This window comes from Coriobacteriaceae bacterium (assembly GCA_025992855.1).
Lineage (GTDB): Bacteria > Actinomycetota > Coriobacteriia > Coriobacteriales > Coriobacteriaceae > Collinsella.
Map to the genome: position 1 here is coordinate 628,804 of DAJPGB010000001.1, position 22,997 is coordinate 651,800.

Annotated in this window: 18 protein-coding genes; 12 read left to right on the forward strand and 6 right to left on the reverse strand. The window is 57.5% G+C overall.

The window, feature by feature from the left end:
- Positions 1 to 3: 3 nt before the first annotated feature.
- Positions 4 to 663: a DUF5028 domain-containing protein gene (locus tag OIL88_02590; GenBank protein ID HJI71262.1), complete on the forward strand. Its 660-nt coding sequence runs from the start codon at positions 4 to 6 to the stop codon at positions 661 to 663.
- Between the two features lie 136 nt (positions 664 to 799).
- On the opposite strand, the gene OIL88_02595 is transcribed toward OIL88_02590, so the two are convergent.
- Positions 800 to 1,492: a hypothetical protein gene (locus OIL88_02595; GenBank protein HJI71263.1), complete on the reverse strand. Its 693-nt coding sequence runs from the start codon at positions 1,490 to 1,492 to the stop codon at positions 800 to 802.
- Between the two features lie 115 nt (positions 1,493 to 1,607).
- Here OIL88_02595 and dnaX point away from each other — a divergent pair, with 115 nt between their 5' ends.
- The 3 genes from dnaX to OIL88_02610 are packed head-to-tail and all read left to right on the forward strand — an operon-like array spanning position 1,608 to position 4,650.
- Positions 1,608 to 4,070 carry a DNA polymerase III subunit gamma/tau gene (dnaX, locus tag OIL88_02600; protein ID HJI71264.1) on the forward strand — a complete coding sequence of 821 codons (2,463 nt, stop codon included), beginning with the start codon at positions 1,608 to 1,610 and terminating at the stop codon, positions 4,068 to 4,070.
- A 54-nt stretch (positions 4,071 to 4,124) separates the two neighbouring features.
- The gene (locus OIL88_02605; GenBank protein ID HJI71265.1) at positions 4,125 to 4,385 is read left to right on the forward strand and encodes a hypothetical protein; all 261 of its coding nucleotides are present in this window, start codon (positions 4,125 to 4,127) and stop codon (positions 4,383 to 4,385) included.
- Positions 4,378 to 4,650, forward strand: coding sequence for a DUF4160 domain-containing protein (locus OIL88_02610; GenBank protein HJI71266.1), 273 nt, complete (start codon positions 4,378 to 4,380; stop codon positions 4,648 to 4,650). Before OIL88_02605 ends, OIL88_02610 begins: the two co-directional genes overlap by 8 nt.
- Here OIL88_02610 and OIL88_02615 read toward each other — a convergent pair.
- Positions 4,641 to 5,150 carry a hypothetical protein gene (locus tag OIL88_02615; GenBank protein HJI71267.1) on the reverse strand — a complete coding sequence of 170 codons (510 nt, stop codon included), beginning with the start codon at positions 5,148 to 5,150 and terminating at the stop codon, positions 4,641 to 4,643. The two genes, OIL88_02610 and OIL88_02615, sit on opposite strands and share 10 nt — an antisense overlap.
- Positions 5,151 to 5,489: 339 nt before the next feature.
- Here OIL88_02615 and OIL88_02620 point away from each other — a divergent pair, with 339 nt between their 5' ends.
- The 6 genes from OIL88_02620 (at position 5,490) to OIL88_02645 (ending at position 13,272) form a co-directional block, all read left to right on the forward strand.
- On the forward strand, positions 5,490 to 5,810 hold the full coding sequence (locus OIL88_02620) for a YbaB/EbfC family nucleoid-associated protein (protein ID HJI71268.1): 321 nt from the start codon (positions 5,490 to 5,492) through the stop codon (positions 5,808 to 5,810).
- 13 nt (positions 5,811 to 5,823) lie between these two features.
- Positions 5,824 to 6,420, forward strand: coding sequence for a recombination mediator RecR (gene recR, locus OIL88_02625; protein ID HJI71269.1), 597 nt, complete (start codon positions 5,824 to 5,826; stop codon positions 6,418 to 6,420).
- Between the two features lie 245 nt (positions 6,421 to 6,665).
- Positions 6,666 to 7,571: a hypothetical protein gene (locus OIL88_02630; protein ID HJI71270.1), complete on the forward strand. Its 906-nt coding sequence runs from the start codon at positions 6,666 to 6,668 to the stop codon at positions 7,569 to 7,571.
- Complete coding sequence (locus tag OIL88_02635; protein ID HJI71271.1) at positions 7,568 to 9,412, forward strand: hypothetical protein; 1,845 nt, start codon at positions 7,568 to 7,570, stop codon at positions 9,410 to 9,412. Before OIL88_02630 ends, OIL88_02635 begins: the two co-directional genes overlap by 4 nt.
- A gap of 3 nt (positions 9,413 to 9,415) precedes the next feature.
- Entirely contained in the window at positions 9,416 to 10,354 is a 939-nt protein-coding gene (locus tag OIL88_02640; GenBank protein HJI71272.1) for an FHA domain-containing protein, read from the forward strand.
- 1,289 nt (positions 10,355 to 11,643) lie between these two features.
- Entirely contained in the window at positions 11,644 to 13,272 is a 1,629-nt protein-coding gene (locus tag OIL88_02645; protein ID HJI71273.1) for an ABC transporter ATP-binding protein/permease, read from the forward strand.
- An 886-nt stretch (positions 13,273 to 14,158) separates the two neighbouring features.
- Here the strand turns inward: OIL88_02645 and OIL88_02650 are convergent.
- From OIL88_02650 to OIL88_02660, 3 genes are all read right to left on the reverse strand, one after another.
- A complete protein-coding gene (locus OIL88_02650) occupies positions 14,159 to 14,338 on the reverse strand; it encodes a hypothetical protein (GenBank protein HJI71274.1) in 180 nt (59 codons plus the stop codon).
- Positions 14,339 to 14,368: 30 nt separating this feature from the next.
- On the reverse strand, positions 14,369 to 14,572 hold the full coding sequence (locus OIL88_02655; protein ID HJI71275.1) for a hypothetical protein: 204 nt from the start codon (positions 14,570 to 14,572) through the stop codon (positions 14,369 to 14,371).
- A 169-nt stretch (positions 14,573 to 14,741) separates the two neighbouring features.
- On the reverse strand, positions 14,742 to 16,100 hold the full coding sequence (locus OIL88_02660) for an SPASM domain-containing protein (GenBank protein HJI71276.1): 1,359 nt from the start codon (positions 16,098 to 16,100) through the stop codon (positions 14,742 to 14,744).
- Positions 16,101 to 16,616: 516 nt separating this feature from the next.
- Between OIL88_02660 and OIL88_02665 the strand changes: the two genes are divergently transcribed.
- On the forward strand, positions 16,617 to 17,090 hold the full coding sequence (locus OIL88_02665; protein HJI71277.1) for an FHA domain-containing protein: 474 nt from the start codon (positions 16,617 to 16,619) through the stop codon (positions 17,088 to 17,090).
- Between the two features lie 451 nt (positions 17,091 to 17,541).
- Positions 17,542 to 21,081 (forward strand): pyruvate:ferredoxin (flavodoxin) oxidoreductase, encoded by a 3,540-nt coding sequence (nifJ, locus tag OIL88_02670; protein ID HJI71278.1) that lies wholly within the window; start codon positions 17,542 to 17,544, stop codon positions 21,079 to 21,081.
- 370 nt (positions 21,082 to 21,451) lie between these two features.
- Here the strand turns inward: nifJ and OIL88_02675 are convergent, their stop codons facing one another.
- Entirely contained in the window at positions 21,452 to 22,813 is a 1,362-nt protein-coding gene (locus OIL88_02675; protein ID HJI71279.1) for an ATP-binding protein, read from the reverse strand.
- Between the last annotated feature and the right edge of the window lie 184 nt (positions 22,814 to 22,997).

Genomic DNA, 22,997 nt, shown 5'->3' on the forward strand with positions numbered 1-22,997 from the left:
GCGATGAAGAAGACCCTGTGGACAAGAAGGGCGGTGCTTGCTCTTTTCGGCTGTGCTGTTACTGGCCTTGCGGGCATGAGGATGAGCGTCGTTAACGGAAATCGGGCAGTCATTCCTGAGAAATACTATGCAGAGGGCGAATGGCTCTCGATGGATGGGGCGTTTCTGGGGTCGAAGGATGTGGCGACTGATGGGTATTCGTTTTGTATAGACGGGGCGGAGCTGCTCACGCCGCGCGAGTATCTCAAGCGTGCGCATGATGATTATTCAAAATATGGCGTCGTGGATACGAAAACAAAATTGAAGGACGCCGACACCACATGTGTTATCGCCGTAAAGATGCGTGTCAGGAATAAGGACAATGTCGAAGGCGGCATCAAGACGTATGTTTGGCATTTGGTACCGGAGCACGCGCCAAACTATGACTTTATGGTCAATACCGATCTGATGGCGCAGGCAATGCCGGCTTTAGACGGATTTGCAGCATTTGCCGTGCAGGTTGGAGCGGAAAACGAGTTGCTTGTCCCATTTATGATGCAAAACACCAACGATTACTTTGAAGATTACGAGACCGTCCGTTTTGAGAAGGCGTTTCCCGGAACCTATACGATGAAGATGACCGATCTGCCGGAGCGGAGGCTCTTAAGGTTTGAAGTGAAATAGCTCGAGAGTTAGGCAAAATGGGCCCATCGGCGGTACTCGCGCTCGATCCCAGGTGCCCCGGCCCGGAATGACGCGGAGCGAGGTGCCTTCGGCGTCGGCCGGTTTATCGCTTCTTCTTGTTCTTCTTCTGCTTGCGCTACTTGCCCTTGTTGTCCTGGGGCTTGTTGTCCTTGTCGCCCTGCTCGGCCTCGGCGGCAGCCTTCTCGGCCTTCATTTTCTTCTTCTTGGTCTCGATGCGGAGTTTTTTGTTGATGCGCGCCTTGAGGAAGGAACCAAACTGCTCGGCATCGCCACGGACGAAGGTGTCCTTGGGGATCGTCACGCCCTGGTCGGCGAACATGGCCACAAAGATGCGCTCGCCGTCGAGCACGTGGTCGAGCTTCTCAAACGGGAAGAACTGCGACTTGCCGCTCTTGCCCCAAACCATCAGACCGTTCTCGTTGGCGGCGACGCGGCGGTAGCGGCCGCCCATGGACTCGTCGGCCTCGACGGCATCGATAAAGTCGCGCGCGAGCGTGTGGTGCAGATTTTTGCTCCACCAGGCCAAAAAGGCGCCGAATACGATCAGGACGACGCCGAACTTGATCCAGTTGCCGCCGGCCGCCAGCATGCCAACCCCCAGCAGCGCGGCAATTGCCGCGGCGACATACAGCGAGCCACGGCGCCTGGGCGAGGCGACCAGGCGCGCAAAGTCGGTGACGAGGTCGTTTTCGTACTGATACTCGTTGAGGTACAGGATGCCGTCATCGGCCGCGGCCTGCGTCTCGAGCGCGACCTCGACCTGGTCGGCTGCTTCGGAGGGGACGAGGCTGGGCTCTGCGTGTGCCATGCTCTTTGGACTCCTATCGCGGCGGGCTCGCCGTACGGGTTATTATAAATGCAGTATGCCGTGCGACCGCATGGCCGCCGCGGCAACAAGACTCAGTATACCCGGGGGAGCACCCATGGAATCGTTGTACCGAAAGTATCGCCCGCTCACCTTCGACTCCGTGGTGGGCCAGCAGCATATCGTCTCGACGCTCGAGCACGCCATCACCGAGGGGCGCCTGTCCCACGCCTACCTGTTCTGCGGACCGCGCGGCACGGGCAAGACCACCATGGCGCGCATTCTGGCCAAGGCGCTGCTGTGCCGTAATGCCGAGGCGGCGCGCGCCGAGGGTGCAAGCGGCTGCATGCCCGACGGCACCTGTGAGGAATGCGAGCTCATCGCCGAGGGCAACCACCCGGATGTCTACGAGCTCGATGCCGCAAGCCGTACCGGCGTGGACAACGTGCGCGAGGAGATCATCAACTCCGTTAACTTTGCCCCGGTGCGTGGCAAGTACAAGATCTATATAATCGACGAGGTCCACATGCTCACGACGGCAGCGTTTAACGCGCTGCTCAAGACGCTCGAGGAGCCGCCGGCGCACGTGATCTTTGTGCTGTGCACCACCGACCCGCAAAAGATTCTGGAGACCATTCTCTCGCGCTGCCAGCGCTTCGATTTCCACCGCATCGGTAACGAGGATATCGAGCATCGCCTGGCATACGTGTGCGAGCAGGAGGGCTTCGATTACGATGACGAGGCGCTTGCCATCGTGGCACGCCATGCCAAGGGCGGCATGCGCGACGCGCTCTCCACACTGGAGCAGCTGAGCGTCTTCGGCAACGGCACCGTGCATGCGGACGACGCCCGCTCGCTTTTGGGTGAGGTTTCGGACCAGATCCTGGGCGAGTTTTCCCGCGCCATTGCCGATCGCGATGTTGCCGAGCTCTATGGACTGATCCGTGCGCAGGTCGAGGAAGGAAACGACCTGCTGGAGCTGACGCGCGACCTGGTGGCGCATGTGCGTGACGTGTACGTTGCCTGCGTTGCCGGTGCCCGTGCCGAGCTGTTTGAGGGCGGCTCCGAGCAGGCCGAGACGCTTGCTGCCGAGGCCGCTGCCTTTGGCGAGCATCCTGCCGATCGTTTGGCTCGCGTTCTGACGGTGCTCGACGATGCCGCCTTGGAGATGAGGGGTGCGAGCGGCGTGCGCCTGGTGCTCGAGATCGCCTGCACCCGCCTGACGCGTCCCGAGGCCGATTTAACGATTGAAGCTTTGGCTGAGCGCGTGGCACGCCTGGAGGCCATGGTTGCCAACGGCGCCGTGCCGGCGAGCGTGGCTGCTGCTCAGGCTGCCGCGCCTGCAGCATCCGTACCAGTTGCTGCCCAGCAGCCGACGCTCATTTCGGGCGCCCGCGCTGCCGCTCCGGCGGCATCCACTGCCCCCGCTGCTACGTCCGCGCATCAGGGCGGCATGCCTTGGGACCGTGGTGCTGCCGCTCCGGCGGCTCAGCCGGCGTCTCGTGCTGCGTCCGCACCGGCGTCCAAGCCTGCGGCGTCCGCGCCCCAGCCCGCCGCTGCCCCGGCTCCCGCACCTGCCGCCGTGCCGGCACCTAAGCCCCAGCCCAACACTGCCGCTCAGGTTGCTGCCGCCGGTGCTGCCGAGACGCCCGCGGTCGAGGATGCCGGCGAGCTCCAGCGCAAATGGGCCGAGGTTGTCGAGCGCGTCAAGGCGCGTCAGGCTTCCTACGCAGGGCTTTTGCTCAACGCTCGCGCCACGGCCGACGACGGCTCCAAGCTCACGGTCTCGTTCCCCGCGGGTTCGACTTTTGCCATTAAGATGCTCGGTCGCGCCGATACGCAGTCGGTGGTCCTGCCGACGGTTTGCGCGGTCTTCGGTCGTCGTACCGTCGACTATGTCCTGGATGGGGGTGGCACGCCGGCTCCTCAACATGAGGAGCATTCTCTATCTGCACGGGCTGCGGTATCTGCGGACCCGCAACCCGTGTCCTCGGCGGCCCCTGTATCCTCGAGCGCCAGCGCGCCGCAGCAGCAAGCGGCGCCGGTAGCGGCATCGACCCCGTCGGCGCCTAAGCCCGCGGCGCCCAAACCGGCTGCTCCGACACCCGCGCCCAAGCCCGTCTCGCCTGCACCCAAGTCATCCGACCTGGGCAAGGCCCCCTGGCTGCGCTCGGATAACCCTGCCGGCGCTCCCGCCACGGGCAAGCTCCCGACTGAGCCTGCGCTCCGTGCGCCCGAGCGTGCGTCCGCTCCCAAGGCTCAGCCGTCCGCGCAGTCTGCACCGTGGGAATCCGAGCGGGTGCCCTACGACGATGCCATGGTCGCCGGTTTTGCCGCCGATGCGGGCGGGGACGATCTGCCTCCGTTCGACGTGCCGGGTGCGACGCCCGCGCCCAAGCCCGCTGCAGCTGCCCCCAAAGAGGAGAGCGCTCCTGCAGCTCCCTGGGAGTCCAACCCCGGTGCGGGCAGCCCCTTCGGCCATCAGGGCGCAGCCCCGAGCATCCCGCAGACCGAGGACGAGGCCAAAGACCTCATCCGCAGCGTCTTCGGTCAGGCCACCATCTTCAAACCGGTGGAGTAGCTGCGCAGGCGGGTATACTGCTCAAGAAGAGAACCCTTTGAACGGAGCGAGCTTATGATGTGGGAATATGTCCGCCTTGAGGACGATACGCAGGTTTCGTATTCCGAAGTCCGGGAGGACAACACGGTGAAGGTTGTTGTGGAGCGCCCGCGCGATTGGGGTTTTGACACGGCGGAGTGTATCTTGCCGGCATTCAATTGGGTGTCACACGAGGGCTTTAGCGAAGCGGACCTCAAAGAACTCGATGATTTCGTGCGTAACAATGCCCCGCTCATCCTGCGTTTTGCCTACGAAGGCGGACGAGTCTATGCCTAGCCTGTTTCGACTCGGGCCGTACATCATCTTCTTCTGGACGGGGGAGAACGGCGAACCTGTCCATGTTCACGTTGCGGTCAAGCGCCCCACTGCCGAGGCAACCAAGATATGGCTTACCCGCTCCGGCGGATGCAAGCTGGCCCATAACAAGGGCGATATTCCTGCTCGGGATTTACGCGATATCATGCAGTTTGTTTCATCTAACCATGCGCTGATTTGCAAACGTTGGAAAGAAACAACTGGCGGGCTATCGTTCTACTGTTGAGAGTCGCTCGCCGGGCTTAGGATCCCCAGCTCTTCAGGGGTTTTGTCCGGGCGCATCTGTATTTCGGACATATGCAACGTGGTGCCGCGTATATCGCATTCGAGCAGACAGGTGCGTGACGGTCGGCCTAGGATGCTGAGGTCGATACGATACGCCGCATGGCTGTCCGTGTATTCGACTTGCTCGGCGTTGACGGTTGCTCCGATTGTCAATAAAGAGCCCGGTTCGGCATCGACAATCTTGAAGTCCTTTATCTTGACCTTGAACTCTTGGTAGAGGGACGGGCTGTTGTAGTAAACGGTTCGGGTTCCGTCGGTGCACTTATCGGTCGTCTCCCATTTGACGATGGGCTGGTCCGAGCTGGCTATCAGCAGTTCTGCTCCAAAGGCTATAGCATGGGTGATGACAACCAGCAATGCCCAGCCGACAAAGAGATAGAGAACCAAATATGCAACGGGGTGTTTTGAGCGGATGTTTTGGAGCGCGTCGGGGGCGTTCATGGGGCACCTCCAAATTGCTATCTATGGCAATCAAATTATACCCCGCCGTCATGCGTGCCGCCTCGAGTAGTGGCTCGGCATTTAGCCATTTAGTGGTACGCATTAAATGTCGGATTCCGGCTCTACGAGATTTAGCTTTCAATATTATGCAGATGCGAATTATTCAACTTTGCATAATCTTGGGGGCACATCACGCTCCAGGACATGTATATCGACTGAGGTAACACGTCCGCCCCGTTCTCTCGCCGCGCGCCGTGGTACGATTTTTGAGTTTGAAAGTCCCGCCGTGCTCCGGCTGCCCTTGCAGCTCGGCGCGCGGCCGCACGTAAAGGAGCCATCATGGCCGGTATGAACATGCAGCAGATGATGAAGCAGGCCCGCAAGATGCAGGAGCAGCTTGCCGCCGCGCAGGAGAACCTCAAGTCCCAGACCGTCGACGCCTCTGCCGGCGGCGGCATGGTCAAGGTGACCGTCAACGGCGAGATGGAGCTCGTCAACCTCACCATCGATCCCGATGCGCTCGATCCCGAGGACGTCGATATGCTGCAGGACATGATTATGGCTGCCGTCAACGAGGCCGTTCGCGGCGTCAACGAGCTCGCCAACAAGCAGATGGGCGCCATCACCGGCGGTCTCAACATCCCGGGCATGCCGTTCTAAGACGCGCATATATATGAGTGCGAACCATAGCCTGCAAAAATTGCTCGATGAGCTGGGCCGTCTGCCGGGCATTGGTCCCAAGTCGGCTCAGCGCATCGCCTATTACCTGTTGGAGGCTGACGCCGAGGAGGCGCGCCGCCTGGCCGAGGCCATCCTGGAGGTTAAGCAGGAGGTCCACTTTTGCAGCCGTTGCTTTAACTACGCCACGGCCGACGAGTGCTCCATCTGCCAGGATTCGATGCGCGATACCACTCGCATTTGCGTGGTGGGCGAGCCGCGCGATGTCCAGGCGATTGAGCGCACGGGCAGCTATCACGGTCTCTACCACGTATTGGGCGGCGTGATCAGTCCCATGGACAAGATTGGCCCCGAGCAGCTGCACATTCGCGAGCTGCTGGCACGCTTGGGCCACGAGGATATCCATGAGGTCATCATCGCCACCAACCCCAATATTGAGGGCGAGACCACGGCGAGCTACCTGGCCCGCACTATCAAGCCGCTGGGCGTTGAGGTATCGCGTCTGGCGAGCGGCCTGCCCGTGGGCGGCGACCTGGAGTATGCCGACGAGCTTACGCTTGGGCGCGCTATCGAGGCCCGTCGCACGATTTAGGTGGCGAGCCTGCTCCTGCCGTATGTTTTCCTCGCGACGCACGGGGTAGTCATAATTTCCCCGTGCGACTGTAGGTTTGTTGTGCAACAAAGATGCTTTGTATCCGCTTATCGCATGGATGCTTCCGCTCACATCCTTAATTTGCCCATTCGTTGCGCAACCTTTTGGGTTCGCTGATACACTCAAATATGGATTCGAATGAATGCGCCGCTCCCGAGCGGCGTGTTTTTGTTGGAGGAGAACGCATGCGGCCCGGTGGCACTCAGACAAAGCGCGGCACCGCGGTGCGCATGCGACGCCGACTGGGCTTGGCGCCGCGGGCGTACGCACTGCTGTCTTGCTCGCTGGTGCTGGTCATAGCTGGCGTTTCTGCCTATGGCATGACCGTGCCGTCCATGATGCAGGCACATGCCGCACGCGAACCGCGCGTGGGGCATGAGGTCAAAAGTGATCTGGGCACCACGACTGGATATGCTTGGGCAAGTGTGGTCGCGCATATTGTGTTTGGCGCCGACGACGCGGACGGCGCCGAGGCCCCGGACAACGAAGTCACGCTTGCCAATGGCAAAACCATCGTGCTCACCAACACCAAGATCATCGATCGATTGTCCAACAATAGCGTGGCGGCAACGGTGAATAAGGTCGAGCAGCAGAAGGAGCAGGACGCCCAGCAGTCCGGAAAGCCCGGCAGCTCGGATACTTCTGGCTCCGGCTCGGATTCGTCGAGTTCGGGCGGCGGCTCTGGGTCGGGTTCCTCTGCCGGAGGGTCTGGAAACGGCGGCTCGACGGGCGGCAACACTGACAACGATACAAACTCCGGCGGCCTTTCCGCTGCTGAGGAAGAGAGCATTCACAGTTGGCTTGTGACCAAGTACAACATGCTCGACGGCTATGTTTCTCGTGCCAATGACGTGGTTTCGACCTATAACTCTACGGGAGATCCCAGGCCGTGCGACAGCTTGGTCGGGGAGATGTTTGTCATTCGAGCCGAGTTCGGTCGTCAGACATTCTCGCCCCGGTCAAAGTGGTATCAGCAGTATGCCAATCTGTGGGGCTGTTACACCAACCTATGTCAATGGGTCGGCCATTACGGCGATGATGACGTCGCGCTCGGTAACTTCAACAATAACGTGGCGGCGCTTGCCCTATGATGACCGATCTTGCATCCACCACACCACAATCGCTCGGTCGCGATCCCATGGTCGGCCTGCGCCTGGCGCGTGTCGACGGGTTTGAGCCGGCCATTGCGCTCGGTCAGGACGAACTGCCTGCCTATCTGCGTCGTTTTACGATACTGTTTGCCGACGATGCCACCATGCGCCGTGGCGGTATCGGCCGCGTGACGCGTGCCGTCAACGCCCAAGGCGAGGCCGTAGCACTCAAACAGCTCATCTTGCCGACGCGCGATGAGTTTGACGACGATGCCGCCCATGAGGCGCTGGTCGCCAAGTTCAAAGCGGCATTTCGCGAGGAATATGAATGCCATCGCGCCCTTTCGGGCCTTAAGGGCTTTCCCCGCCTCTATGGCTGGGGCGAGGTTGACGGTGTGCCTGCAATTGTCATGGAATGGGTCGAGGGCGAGACGCTCGCCCGCTTGCGCTCGCGCTTTGCCGTGGACGATGCCGGCCGCCTATCGCCGCTTGTGGCGGCGCGCTTGGGGCGCGACCTGTTCGACCTGCTCTGCCGCATGAGCCTGGTGGGGGAGGGCTTTGTCCATCGCGATATCTCGCCCGCTAATATTATGGTGCGCACGGCGCGTTTACCGCTTGACCGGCAGCTTGCCGAGGGCACCTTTGACCTGTGCCTGATCGACTTTGGCTCGTCGCTGGCGCTCGATCCTGCGTCGGCCGTGGCCGGTACCGGCGGCAAGGCGTCGTTTACGGAGCGCTATGCCACGCTGCGTCGCGCGACGGTGGCCTACGCTCCGCCCGAGATGCTCACCGACGATATTCCCGACCTGCGCGCTTTGCGTATGTCGCCGGCGATCGACGTCTATGCCGCAGCAAGCACGGTTTACGAGCTCATTGCCGGCGCCGCGCCATACGAAGCCGCGCCGGGCACTTCGGGCACCTCGGGTTCGCGCAAAAAGACGCGCGACATCGCGAGCCCCTACCGTCTCAAGATGGACACGCGGCCCGACTATCCCATTGGTGCCCATGCGCCCGGTTGCGATTTGACTCAGCTGCTTCGTCGTGAGCCCGATGTGGCGCTCGCTGCGGCCGAGCAGGCCCAGCAGCTGGGGCTTGAGCCGGATTCCGAGGAGCTACGCGATGCGCTGGCGTTTGTCGATGCCCAGCTGTTCGACGTGGTGATGGCCTGTCTGTCCAGCCATCAAAAAGATCGTCCCGAGCCGGCGGCGGTCGAGGCGGCGCTCTCGGCGTTTTGTGACCACTATGCGCAAAATGTCGGTCGTTCGCTCCGCGGCGAGCCGCTCACGCCGTGCCCCATGGATGCGTCTGGCCGCGCGGTTCGTCGCGCGCTGATGGTCGGCGCGACGGTCGTCTGTGGCGTGGTTTGGGCTGTGGTCGTGGTTTCGGCCGCGCTGCTGGCGTCGGGCGCTCGCGTGACGGCGACTTTGGGATCGCTCGTGTGGTCTGGGTCGCTACCGGGTATTATTGCCGCACTGGCGTTGGCGCTGCCAGGCATGGCCGGCGTTGCCGCGGGGACACTTGCGCGCAATCGGCGTTCGGGCTTCCTGCAGGGTGTGCTTGCGCTTTCTGCCTGCGAGGTTCCGGTGCTGGTTGTGGCTGCATGTAGCGTATTTTCCCAACGCGCCGTGATGGGCGGCCTTGTTGCCGCTCTGGTTGCAACCTATACGCTTACGTGGTTTTTGCTTGCGATGGGCTTTGCCTTTGAACTTCCCGTTTCGGCACCGCGACGCACAAAAGCCCAGATGGCGACTCCGCTTGCCGGTGGAGCCGCAGCTGCCCGTACTTTTGGCGGACCTGTCGAAGTATCGTCCGATTCTATTTCTACGACCAAGGAGGCCTAGGTCATGGCATCTCAAGTTGAGCTCACCCCATGCGGGGCCATGTTTGACATCTTTAAGCGCGCGGCGCATCTGAGCCATATCGAGCTGTGCGGCTTGGTGCTTTCGTCCCGTCCGCTCGCCGACGGCCGCAGCCCGCAGAGCCGGGCCGCCGATCGCTCTTGGGTTTCCCGCTTTATCGTTCGCGCGCCGGTCGGCACGCTTCAGCAGCGCTACTTTGCCGAATACGGTACCTCGGCTGCGCGTATTATGTCGCAACTGGCCCTGCGCCAGCGAAATCCCATGGACTCCACGGCTGTGATCAATATGGTGTGCGGTCCCGCAGGTGAACCGATGGTACGCGCGCTCGAAGAGTGTCACCAGGACACGAATCTCTATCGCAACGCGCTCGATCGCCTGTCCCAGGCGGCAGAACTCATGCCCGCCGAGCGCGCCGAGGCCGTGCTGGTGCTGTTTGTCGCCGTCGGTTGTTCGGCGGATGTGCGGTCCTCGGTGAACTATGCCATCGACTACGCGCACGCGACCTGTGGCGGAGGCACATCCACGCCTCGTTCGCTTGGCATGTCGATGACCGCGGGCGAACGCGAACCCGCCCCGGCGCACCCCTTGGGCTTGCTGCGCGTACAAAACAGTTTTGTCGTGAGCGCCCCGCGCTGGATTCAGCCGAGCGAGCAGGGTGTTGAGATTGGCGCGCTGGCCACTGGTGAGGGCGATATTACCGACGTCGGCGACGATGTCTCGGCCCGCCATGCTCATATCTGGTGCGATGCTCAAAATATCTGGCACGTCGAGGACTTGTCGTCCACCAACGGAACCGTGGTGGTAAACGGGGCCACGCGCGTCTGCATTCAGGTCGAGCCCGGCCGTTCCGCCCAACTCAATCCCGGCGACGAGCTCAAGCTCGGCGAATCCACTACCTACGCCATCCTCTTCGGTGCTCTCTAGCCGGCAGATAGGGACGTTTCTTTTCTGCCGGCACTTGGGGACACTCCTCGGCGCGCCAGAGCCAGTCGCCCGGGGATGGAGGGGCCATTTTGGCCCTTGGCGGTCAGTCGGGGCGAAACTAGAAGATCTTTCCGATTCGCGGCTGTTCATGCTTGTAGAGCATCTAAAACAATAGGATGTTATTCTGGAATATGCCGGGTGCGTGAACTTGCCTGTCTTAGCCTTAATAAGGTATAGGGGAGTTTGGCTCAGGGGTTCCGTCTTGTTCTTCAGCGCAGTATTGTGGGACAGATTTGCTGAGATTGGCGCCTTACACCGCAGAGCGCACGGAAGGCTCTCGATTTGTGTTCTGGCCCCAGAATACAGGGCCTGATACTTACCAACTGTGGCATGGATGTAACATCTGTAGAAATCAACCCTTTTGTTGTCGACCTTTGTAAGAAAAACACTGCCATCAACTCTTTGGATGACGAAACTAGGGTGCTTGAGGGGAGCCTTTACTCCCCTCTGAGAGATGACTCATGTTTTTCGCTTGTCGTTGTGAATCCTCCGTTACTGCCGATTCCGGATGAGATTCCTTATCCCTTCGTTTGAGATGGAGGACAATCGGGTCTGGATAAAACACTTCGTATTCTTAAGGGTGGCGATACGCATTTAGAGAAAAACGGTAAATACTGCTAATAGGGGTGACGACGATGGTGCAGGGGCGACCCGCGATGCTCTCATCAATACGTCGGATACTTGGGAAATCAGGTCTAGATGCATGTATGATGATGCTGTGTGGCTATTCAATTAATCCGCGTTCCGAATGGGTGCAGGGTATAGCTGCGACATCGTATGCTTTTGACCCGGCGCGATACTCAGATATTTCTGAGGCGGTTGACGAAGTTTATACGCACTATGCCGCGCAAGGCGTTTCGGAAGTTTGCACATCTACGTTACGGGCTTAGGTTTCTTCAAGCGAGCAGGCCGGTTGCGTTATTTCGAGCGATTTTTCTAGTCTAGACGACAAAAGGCAAAGGATTTGATGGGTATAAAACGCGGACGTTTGTGGGCGGATGCTCAAATCTATTGTGGCAATCGGGCGGTTGAAAAAGATATTTCAACCGCCCGATTGCCAGGTTCGTCGGAGGAGATGTCCGATTCCGACTCTCTTGTAGGAAGAGCTTGAGATCGTATTGGCCCAAGGCAATCTTAAAGCAGTCTCATTGGCAAATCTTCGCTCCTGTTGTGTTGAGGTGTAAGGTATCAGTGATTGATGTTTTGTGGCGGGTAGATTGGGGCCTTCCTTGATTCGATGCGTTCTCTCGAGGTTCATCAGAGCAAAAGGGGCTTTCGTCTTCATTGCTATCACGGTGATTGGAACCGCTCTCTCCTATGCCATGCCATACGTGAACGGGAAATTCTTAGATTTTCTTCTCGGTAACCGCAGCGAAAGAGACGCCGTACTCTTCGCGCTCCTGGTTGCGTCAATAGGAGTTTTCTCCACCCTCTTTACTTATTTTGCAGGAACACTTTCCATTCGCATAACCACGAGACTTTCCTTTGATCTTCTCAGGGAGGCCGTCTTGCGTTTTGAAAGAGACGATTACTTGGTGAGTCGGACCATCGATCCAGCCTATACAACGCAACGGATTATTTCCGACTCCAGCGTGGTCTCATCCTTCGTTTTGGCGAATTTTATCAGTGCGCCGCTGTCCATTGTAGCCATTCCCATCGTATTGCTTATCATATGGTCAATTGATTCAACTCTCGCGGTGTTTTCCATCATTCTCCTCATCGTGTATTTCTGTGTAATTACTGGGTTGAGGAAACTTTTGTATAGGGTCACGTATGAGAAGAAAGAGGCGGACAGCGCCTTTTACGCCGCAATTGCATCGCAGCTTAATCAGATTCTCAACATTCAACTGACATCTTCGTACGGCAAGAGCGAACAAGCGCTCGACGCTGGGTTTAAGAGCTATTTTCCCAAAGTTTTGCGCTCCGGAAAGCTATCATATTCTCTGACATCGCTCGATGGTCTTTTCGCAGCGTTGTTTCAAGCGGTGATACTTGTTGTTTCCGGAGTACGAATCATTAACGGAACTATGTCAATAGGCGAGTACACTATCATCGCTACATACTTCGCGGTTCTCTTTAAGACTTTGAAAAGTATGATGTCATTGTTCAAATCCTATCAAGATGCCAAAGCATCATGGGATAGGACGGCTATCGCGACGAGAGAAAAGGAGAGATCGGGGTGGAATCGGACCGATTTAGCTAAACTCGATGAAATAAATGACATTTCGGTATCTGATTTGGAATTCTCGGTTGCCCTTCCAGACGGATCTGTCCGAGAGGTCCTCGGCGGGTTTTCTTTCAAGTTTTCCGGTCCTGGTACATATTGCATAGTTGGGGAAAACGGAAGAGGCAAGACGTCACTTCTTTACTTGATGCTCGGGCTATACTCATCGAAAGGCAAAGTAAAATACAACGGCGTGCCAATCGAAGAATGCGACTTGGATTACATACGTGCGAGAGAGATATCGTGCTGCCCACAGTCGTGCTTCGCGCCGGACGAAACGGTGAAAGAGCTGTTAGAGTATTTCGACACGCCCTTTTCTTCCTATCACCGGGGTGTAGATGGCCTACTTTCGCTGGAAAACAGCGTGAAGGAGTTGCTCGGGAAACGTTGCTCCGCGCTTTCGGGCGGTGAGCTGCGCCGAGTGTACTTATGGTCGGCGATTTCACGCAAGTCGTCAGTTTTGGTACTCGACGAGCCCACGACTGGGTTAGACGCTGTAAGCCGCGCCGAGCTTGCGGCCTATGTTAAGCGCAACAAGCAAAGCCAGCTGATCATCGTTGTCTCTCACGATGACGAGATGGTCGGCGCGGTAGAAGGGGTAGTGGATTTAGGCAGCATGTACCAGGGTAAATGATGACAAGTGTAGTGCTACCCAACTGGCAGAGATAACAAAAAGGCGATGCAGATGCACGTAGCATTCAGGCGGTTCGGACTCGGTGCCTTCACGCCATCGCAACGCTTTCAGATATAGTTCTCGTTCTCTTACTAAAGGAAACTTTAGTCTACGTCATCTTGTCGAGACAGAGGTGAAGCGAAGTGTTGTCGCGACGTATCTTATTCCAGGTGGCTCAGTATCAGCGTGAGAATCGCACCAAAGTGTACTTACGATTCTCGTGTCCCACGGACAACATGAGCTGAGCATTGAGGTTCCACCCTTTGCTGCAACTACACGGGGTTGGACGGCAATGAATATGCCGGGCCGCATACCACGCGCAGCGGGGGTCCATGTCCCAGTATGTTGCCTACAGCAGCCTCGATGTCCACGCACACATCATCTCTGCCTTCGCGTTCAATCCATTTGCCGGAGAGTGCGAGGGTTGCCAGGCCGTAGAATTCGAGCCGAACAAATGAAATGCGGTATCAGCGCATAGGATTAAACTGACGATTGCTTTGCACTGAGAATACGCTTGGAAAGCCGCTATGGGTGGCGGCCCGGGTTAAATAGAGAAGCCCGTCCGATCACTTTCATGTGGCGAACGGTCGGGCTTCTTATTCCACTTGCCAATGCTCGGCTCATATTGGAAGAAAGCTACGCTAATGTTTGCGTGACACTCCTATTTTCTCCGAAGAAAGAGTCGGATAATGAAGAATAGAATTAAAAAAGGTGCCAGATATAACGCAAGTATAAAGGCTAATCCAACGAGACCTTGCAATAATGGCATAACTCCTCCCAGACACGAGATTTTGGTATTTGTTCCCATCTTATTCTGAATTGGACCAAATAGTTCCTAGCCACAAAACTACTCGTCAACTGGATCGCACCAATCTGCTGGCAAAACACAGCTTGATTCTTTATCGACATAGCACCAATTCGCAACAGGGCACTCGGCGATGTCGTAAAAATTGCATATATCAACTCCAAGACAACAAGGCTCAACGGGAGGATGTTCATTTGAACCAACAGGATGGATATGCTTCATAACAGCTCCTCACCTTAATCCAATTAGAGACTACGTTTGATCAATGCCACAGTGATCTACAACGCAGATGCTGCCGCCATCCATGTCATAGTCGCAGTAATCGTATGCACCACAGCCATCTGCTTTATCATAAACAGTACAGATGTCAGTAATGCCCAAGAGGCAGTCAAAAGACATCGGCTTCACGCCTGCCTCGTCGCCACTTCCTGGATTAATCGGATGAATATGCTTCACGACTACCTCCCTTTGAGTGCAGAAAAACCTCAATATTGTGTATAACAAACCAAGATGTCTAGTTCACCATATTTCTAGAATGGTTTCGGCGAACGTAGCAATAAGCTTCGCAGACGGTAATCAGAAGAACGAACACCTCCACAATGGTGACAGCAATGCGCTGAACCGCTTATTCCGATACAGTAGCTTCTCGTTGATTTTTCTCCTGCGAAGATGAGTGGCGGGAAATAAGGTCAAAAGCCATCTCGTAGCACATTTTTCTATATTCACATGATGCAGGGTGTAGACTCTTGGGCAAGTAGCCGTGCTCGTCTGCAGCCTCCCAGCTACAGCCCCCACCACAGAAAGACCGAGCCCAACAGTCCGTACAGTCAATTCTTTTTTCGACACCCTGACTCCAGTTTTCAATATACCTAGTTTCGTCAATTCCGGTGACGATGTTGCCCATTTTGAATCGCATCATCCCGACAAACCTGTGACAGGGGTATACGTCCCCTTCGGGAGTCACGGAAATAAAACGCCTGCCAGCCCCGCATCCGACAAAGGCGATCCTGTTGCTCATAATCAAATCAACTGCAGTTTTCAATGTTCTAAACAAGGGCTTTTCCCCTTGATCAATCTGTTTGAGATATTGATCCGCCAAATCTATTAGGCCCGCCCTGATTTTGTTTAATGAGTGTTCGTCGAGTTTGATATTCTCATCGAATGAGCTCACGGGCGAGAAGTAAATCCTTCTGAAGCCCATCTCTTTAAACTGAAGATAGTCTTCAACAAGGTTACAGTTATTATTTGTTAAGGTCGCTCTTGCGCCGAAGGGGAACGACTCGGAAAAACGACGAACGTTTTTGTCGATATCGGAGAAAGAGCCGCCTCCCGTCTTGTACGGGCGCGATGCATCGTGCTTGCATCCTGTACCATCGAGACTAATCAGAACAGAAAACCCGTGCTCCTTGAAAGAATTCACAGCAGTGTCATTCAAAAGCGTTCCGTTGGTCGTAATAGAATAGGTAAAGTTTCTATTGGGGTATATTCTTTTTGAATAGTCGACCGTTTTCCATATCAGCGGCTCGTTAATCATGGGTTCCCCACCAAAAAAGACGATCGCAAGCGTTTCGTTTTCCGATGAACTTGCGACGAGGTAGTCGACCGCCTTGAAGGCTATCTCGTCTGTCATCAGCAGAGGAGACGTTCCATAATCTCCTTTACCGGCAAAACAGTAACTACAACCAAGGTTGCATGCATGTGAAACGTGGAGTTCGATGGATCTAAGTTTTCGAGGCGTGTCTTTTGTTAAGAAAGTCCGCTCAGACAATCGTTGATACTCATCAATGTCGTCTTCAAGTTCTGCTATGGTCGTTTGGTCGTAGCCTTTCGCAGCAAGTGACTTTGTTAGCAACTTCGAGTTGACCGTTCTTCCCGATGCTTCAAATATGCGAAGCGCATCTTCTGATGCTTGGTCAACCTGAAAGCAATTGCGAGTGACCTCATCGAAGCAGTAACGACGATCACTTACTGAGAAAAAATGCATACGTTCCTCAATTTCATGCTGGACTGGCACTAACCTTGTTTATTGTTGCGCAGCTATAAAAAACCACCAGCGGGGATTCGGTGTGCGGCCCAATCGGACTCCCAAAAGGTTCTATTTGAGACTGGCAAGCTTTGTGTTGTTGGCACTTCGACAGCGCTCTTTATTCCAACATGGAGCCTCGCAGTTTGAGTCGACTTGCCTCTGGAAGGTCCGATCTTAACTTGATTTAGGATGAAAACAGATTACAGGCGCGCTCCTCTAGAAAGAAAGGAAACCAATCGCCGCCTTTCACCAGGAAAGTTTTTATAGCCCACCTCGAGCAAAATGAAAGATGCGAGAGCGATTGGGGAACAACGCGAATCTCCCCTTTTGGGTGGGAGCGAGCCTTCAGCCACCGGCGAACGACTCGCCCTGGTCAGAATCTGGAAGTGGTGCCGGGCCGCTTGGGCCTCCCCGGTGACTTCGTTGGGCTTACCTGCCTGACGTCGAGGAGTACATCCGCAAGATTCGTTCCCTATGCCGTTTGCTCTCACGCCCGCCTTAGTTCCAAGTCGGGCGAGCCGCCGCGCTCATGCGACCCGTGGCGGCGACACGTCGACGCCGCGCTCGCTGAGCACATCTTCGGTCGCGGGCGAGCACGAGGTCGCGCCGGCGCATCCGCTGGGACTGCTGTGCGTGCAAAACGGCTACGTGGTGAGCGTCCCGCGCTGGATTCAGCCGAGTGAGGAAGGCGTTGAGATCGGCGCGCTGGCAACGGGGGAGGGCGGCATCACCGACGACGTCTCGGCCCGCCATGCCCATATCTGGTGCGACGAGTCTGGCGCATGGTTTGTCGAGGACCTGTCGTCCACTAACGGCACCGTGGTGGTAAACGGGGCCACGAGTGTGTGTATTCAAGTAGAGCCCGGCCGCTCCGCCCAGCTCAACCCCGGCGACGAGCTCAAACTCGGCGAATCCACCACCTACGCCATCCTGCTCGGCGCCCTCTAGCCGGCAGTTAGGGACGTTCCTTTCCTGCCGGTACTTGGGGACACTCCTTGGCGCGTCAGAGCCAGTCGTCCGGGGATGGAGGGACCATTCTGGCCTTTGGCGGTCACCCGAGGTAAACCTTTACCGCCCGCCTATATTTGTCGAAATTACACTTAACGGCGGGGTACAATAAACCCGCATGCGGATTTCCGTTGCGGGCGCTTCCCATCGCCGGGGCGTGCCCGGGAGCATCCGGCATGCGGCCTTTGCGGCGCTCGGTCATGTGCAAGACGGGCGGTCGGGTCTGTGGGGCGCATCAGCTGCCCCTCGCCTCGGCATGTCTTCTCTCCACGCCATGTACCTGCTGCTCAGTCTGCCTGCCAGATGATTGGAAGCAACAGCGAAAATCCCATCACGCCAACATCCCGGCGATCGCCGGGGCCTGTATACCTATATGAGAGGAGAGGGGTATATGGCGCGTAAGTTTAAGTCTATGGACGGCAACGAGGCGGCCGCATATGTTTCGTATGCGTACACCGAGGTAGCGGGAATCTATCCCATTACGCCGTCCAGCCCGATGGCCGACCATGTCGACCAGTGGGCGGCCCAGGGTCGCAAGAACATCTTCGGCACCCCGGTCAAGGTCGTCGAGATGGAGTCCGAGGCAGGTGCAGCCGGTACCGTTCACGGTTCGCTGGGCGCCGGTGCTCTGACCACCACCTACACGGCTTCTCAGGGCCTGCTCCTGATGATCCCGAACATGTACAAGATCGCGGGCGAGCAGCTCCCGGGCGTCTTCCACGTCTCCGCGCGTTGCGTCGCTTCCCACGCCCTGAACATTTTTGGCGATCACTCCGACGTCATGGCCTGCCGTCAGACCGGCTTCGCCATGCTCGCCGAGGGCAACGTCCAGGAGGTCATGGACCTCTCGCCGGTGGCCCACCTTGCCGCCATCGAGGGCAAGACTCCGTTCCTTAACTTCTTCGACGGCTTCCGCACCAGCCACGAGATCCAGAAGGTCGCCATGTGGGACTACAAGGATCTGGCCGAGATGTGCGACATGGACGCTGTCCAGGCTTTCCGCGACCACGCGCTCAACCCTGAGCACCCGCACACCCGCGGTAGCCACGAGAACGGCGACATCTTCTTCCAGAACCGCGAGGCCTGCAACAAGGTCTACGACGAGCTTCCCGCCGTCGTCGAGGGCTACATGAAGAAGATCAACGAGAAGCTCGGCACCGATTACGGCCTGTTCAACTACTACGGCGCTCCCGATGCTGATCGCGTCGTCGTGTGCATGGGCTCCTTCTGCGACGTGCTCGAGGAAGTCATCGACTACCTCAACGCTCACGGCGAGAAGGTCGGCCTGGTCAAGGTTCGTCTGTTCCGTCCGTTCTCTATCAAGCACTTCGTCGACGTTCTCCCCGAGACCGTCCAGAAGATCGCCGTCATGGACCGTACCAAGGAGCCGGGTTCCATCGGCGAGCCGCTCTACCAGGACGTCGTCTCCGCTCTCTACGAGGCCGGCAAGACGGGCATCAAGGTCGTCGGCGGCCGTTATGGCCTGGGCAGCAAGGACACGCCTCCCGCGTCCGCGTTCGCTGTCTTCGAGGAGCTCAAGAAGGACGAGCCCAAGCGCGAGTTCACCATTGGCATTGTCGATGACGTGACCAACCTGAGCCTGCCCGAGGCCGAGGATGCGCCCAATACCGCAGCCCCCGGCACCATCGAGTGCAAGTTCTGGGGTCTGGGTGGCGACGGTACCGTCGGCGCCAACAAGAACTCGATCAAGATCATCGGCGACCACACCGACAAGTACGTCCAGGCCTACTTCCAGTACGACTCCAAGAAGACCGGCGGCGTCACCGTCTCGCACCTGCGCTTTGGTGATTCCCCGATCCGTTCGCCGTACTACGTGACCAAGGCCGACTTTGTCGCTTGCCACAACCCCAGCTACATCGTTAAGGGCTTCAAGATGGTCCGCGACGTCAAGCCGGGCGGCACCTTCCTGGTCAACTGCCAGTGGAGCGACGAGGAGTTCGCCGAGCACATGCCCGCCGTGGCCAAGCGCTACATCGCGAACAACAACGTCAACGTCTACCTGATCGACGCTATCGACCTGGCCGCTAAGGTCGGCATGGGCAAGCGCACCAACACGGTGCTCCAGTCCGCCTTCTTTGCGCTGGCCAAGGTCCTGCCCGCCGAGGACGCCCTGCAGTACATGAAGGACGCGGCTACCAAGTCCTACATGAAGAAGGGCCAGGCTATCGTCGACGCCAACCACAAGGCCATCGATGCCGGCGCTACCGCTTTCCGTAAGTTCGAGGTTCCGGCCGACTGGGCTACCGCCGAGGACGCCGCTCCCGTCGAGCTCTCCGAGGAGACCAAGTCCGCTATCGCCCAGCAGGTCAAGAACCTGCTCGAGCCCATCGATCGCATGGACGGCGACAGCCTGCCTGTTTCCGCCTTCGTCGATTGCGCCGACGGCCAGTTTGAGCTGGGTGCCTCCGCATACGAGAAGCGCGGCGTCGCCGTCGTCGTTCCCCACTGGGACGAGACCAAGTGCATCCAGTGCAACCAGTGCGCCTATGTGTGCCCGCATGCCACCATCCGTCCGTTCGCGATGACCGAGGACGAAGCTGCCGCCGCGCCCGAGGCTACCCGCACGCTCGACGCCATGGGCCCCAAGGCCAAGGGCATGAAGTTCACCATGGCTGTGTCCCCGCTCGACTGCATGGGTTGCACCAACTGCGTCAAGGTCTGCCCCAAGGGCGCCCTCGAGATGGTTCCCACCGAGCAGGAGATGGACCAGCAGCCCGTTTGGGACTACATGGTCGAGAATGTCTCCGAGAAGAAGGAGCTCATCGCGGCCAACGTCAAGGGCAGCCAGTTTAAGCAGCCCTACCTGGAGTTCTCCGGCTCCTGCGCCGGCTGCGCCGAGACCGCCTATGCACGTCTGGTGACCCAGGTCGCCGGCGACCGCATGTTCATCTCCAACGCCACCGGCTGCTCCTCCATTTGGGGCAACCCCGCTGCCACCGCTCCTTACTGCAAGGACAAGGACGGTCACGGCCCGGCGTGGAACAACTCCCTGTTCGAGGACAATGCCGAGCACGGTCTGGGCATGGCCGTTGGCTATGAGGCCGTTCAGCACAAGCTGATCGCCGCTACCCAGGACATCATCGCTGCCGATGGTCCGTCCGATGAGCTCAAGGCTGCCGGCCAGGCTTGGATCGACTCCGTCAACGACGCCGAGGCCTCCAAGACCGCTGCCGCTGCCTACGTTGCCGAGCTCGAGAAGTGCGGCTGCGACGCTTCCAAGGCGATCCTCGCCGACAAGGCTTACCTCACCAAGAAGTCCTTCTGGATCTTCGGCGGCGACGGTTGGGCCTACGACATCGGCTTCGGTGGCCTGGACCACGTCCTGGCTTCCGGCCACAACGTCAACGTCTTCGTCTTCGACACCGAGGTTTACTCCAACACCGGTGGTCAGGCCTCCAAGGCCTCGAACCTGGGCCAGGTCGCTCAGTTCGCCGCTGCCGGTAAGGTGACCAAGAAGAAGTCTCTGGCCGAGATCGCCATGAGCTACGGCTACGTCTACGTGGCGCAGGTCGCCATGGGCGCCAACCCGGCTCAGACCCTCAAGGCCATCCACGAGGCCGAGGCCTACGACGGTCCGTCCCTCATCATCGGCTACAGCCCCTGCGAGATGCACTCCATCAAGAAGGGCGGCATGCAGAACTGCCAGGCCGAGATGAAGAAGGCTGTCGAGTGCGGTTACTGGAACCTCTTCCGCTTCAACCCCGAGGCTGCTGCCGGCAAGAAGTTCTCGCTCGATTCCAAGGAGCCCGCGGGCGGTTATCAGGAGTTCCTGATGAACGAGGCCCGTTACGCTTCGCTGACGCGTTCCTTCCCCGAGCGCGCCGAGGAGCTCTTCAAGGAGAACGAGCAGGCCGCCATGGACCGCTACGCTCACCTGCTGAAGCTCAAGACGGTGTACAACGAGGCCTAGGTCTCCCACCGCAGGATCTGAGGGCTGACCTTCGCGGACGTCCTCGGACATGAAAGAACCCCCGCTGCGCACTACGTGCGGCGGGGGTTCTTTCGTCCTGCGGAGTGTCCGCGAAGGTCAGCCCTCAGATCCTGCTACGACTACGTCCTCGGATTGTGTGGGCTGATGAAGGACGTGGCTGGTCGGGTATTCCGTCCCCTTCGCTGTTTCGCGGCTTTGCCGCGAAAGGCGCGTCACTTTGGGGATGGATGGGGGGCGTGGCTGTTGCAACGCCTTATCCCTTTGCTTTTTCGCGCCTTTGGCGCGAAACGCGCAGCACCTTGGGAAATGCATTGATGCGTGGACGAGGCTGGATTGTGGATTCTAATGGCTAGAGAGATATGGGTGCGAACGAGAAATCGTTATTGGGGTCATCCTTTTCCATAAACTCATCGAGACAAAACGTCATGTAGATTGGAACGTACAGAACCTTGCCCTCTTTGCTGAGATTCTCGTGGCTTAGTACAACGGCCTCGGGAATTTTGTACTCGCCCACACTCATCAGACGATCGAGAGCCGCATGCGCTCGAACCTTCTTGCCCGATTTGACCTCGATTGGGACAACATGCCCGTGGGCGCCTTCGATCACAAAGTCAACTTCACCGACCTCGCGCGCTTGGTAGTACCATGCATCCGCCCCGAGGGCAACAAGTTCCTGCGCGACCACGTTCTCATAGAGACCACCAAGGTTGGGAGTTTTCATGTCAAGATAGACAGCGCGTGCAGTGCTGCCGGGGTACCGCGATGCTAACATGCCTGTATCAGACTCGTATAGTTTGAAGGCTGTCGTTTTCTCCGTCCTCTTGAGAGGACTCCGTGGCTCCGTCACCCTGGCGACCATCAATCCAACACCTGCGTTAACAAGCCACAGGAAATCCTGCTCATATTTTTTAAGGCGAGCTCCCTCACCCAGAGACGAAACAACAAAGCGATGAGACTCCGCCTCAAGCTGAACGGGAATTTGCTCAAAAATCGACCGAACGTTAAACGCTCGAGTCGATGCATATTTTGAGATATCGCTTTTGTACTGATCGACCAGCTGAGTTTGAAGCTCACGTGTGCTCACGAGCGAATAACCCGAATCAATATAATTCTGAACGACCTCCGGCATGCCGCCGCAAACGATATAAGCTCTATAGTTCTTGAGCATCGCCTCATGAATATAGTTTTCGACAGGATGTTTCTCGACAAGGCAGCTGCGAATGCCTGCAAGCACATTCTCGCTAACGCTGTTTGCCCAACAAAACTCTTCAAAATCCATCGGGCGCATAACAATGTGCTCTACATACCCCACCGGAAAAGAAGAGATCCCCTTAAACTCAGTCCCAAGCATAGACCCCGAGAAGACATAGCTAAAGCGCCCATCCTCGACTAACGCCTTCATGAGTGTAACGATCTGCGGATACTCCTGAATCTCATCGACAAAGACAAGCGTATTGCCCTCAACAAGCGGCGCATCCGCAAGAAGGGCTACGCGGTTGATAAAGTCAACGGAGTTCTTTGCGCCAACAAGTGCATTCTTTGCTTCGACATCGAGTAGTAAATTGACCTCAAAATACGAAGCGTAGTTGCTTTTTCCAAACGCGCGAATCGCATAGCTCTTGCCAATCTGACGCGCACCAGTAACGAGTAATGCCTTATTGGAGTTATTCTTCCAGCTCAAAAGCCTATCAGTGACCTTACGGCGTAGCATTAAACCCCCAAATGACAAAAATTGACAGATAGAATCGCCTAAAATCATACAAAAATTGGCAGATAATAATGTCGTAAATATACAAAAATTGGGAGATAGCAAAGGTTCGAATAGGCCTCAAAGCCACTGAAACAGTGCTCTACTTTGCGAAGGGGCTGGGGACGCTGTTGGGTGCGTCTCCAGC